The organism is Gordonia sp. i37 (assembly GCF_002043085.1).
In the GTDB taxonomy this organism is placed as follows: Bacteria; Actinomycetota; Actinomycetes; order Mycobacteriales; family Mycobacteriaceae; genus Gordonia; species Gordonia polyisoprenivorans.
Genome location: NZ_MVPX01000195.1, coordinates 1 through 553, shown reverse-complemented (window position 1 = coordinate 553; position 553 = coordinate 1). Strand labels below are relative to the sequence as shown.

Sequence of the window (553 nt, the reverse complement as noted above, 5' to 3'; positions counted from 1 at the left end):
GGTCCGGGAGACGGTCGACGCCCCGAGCAACCAATTCCTCGCGATCGCCGAACGATCCGTCGTCATCGGTTGGGAGGCGGCGATCGCGACCGCCTGGCTCACCTGACCACCTGGCGACAACAGAGCGGTGGTTTTCCTTTGCTTCCCGCCGCTCTCCCCGACACCGACGAGGGTCTGGCTTCGGGCCGCCTCGTCGGTGTCGGGTCTCGAAACCCACAGGAGCACAACACATGACCTATCAACCCACCCTCACTGAACGACTCGACGCCGCCCGCAACGGCCCCGAGTTCAGCGCCGCGATTCTCGACCTGTTCGCCGCGCGACCCACGCATGGCATCACCGACCCCCAGGAGGGCACCGATGAGTAAGAAGAAGCTGACCCTGCGCGATCTCACCAACCGTGAGCGCGAGGAATACGCGATCGCCATCCACGAGGCCGGGCACGCGGTCATGGCCGTCGTGCTCGGCGACGAGGTGGGCAGTGTGACCCTTCGCCCGACCACCCGACCCACGCCGGAAACTGCGCACTCGCCGCCGAACGGTTCCCCGGCAT

At 66.9% G+C, this 553-nt stretch carries 1 protein-coding gene and 1 pseudogene; both read left to right on the top strand.

The features are described from left to right. Positions 1–230 precede the first annotated feature (230 nt). Positions 231–368 carry a hypothetical protein gene (locus B1964_RS30395; protein WP_172398792.1) on the top strand — a complete coding sequence of 46 codons (138 nt, stop codon included), beginning with the start codon at positions 231–233 and terminating at the stop codon, positions 366–368. Then, positions 361–553, top strand: a pseudogene (locus B1964_RS09265) (hypothetical protein); the annotation flags it as partial. The gene B1964_RS30395 and the pseudogene B1964_RS09265, both read left to right, overlap by 8 nt.

Bases quoted from the DNA above. Each gene is read 5' to 3' on its own strand.
- B1964_RS30395 (WP_172398792.1), top strand. From the start codon at position 231: ATGACCTATCAACCCACCCTCACTGAACGACTCGACGCCGCCCGCAAC.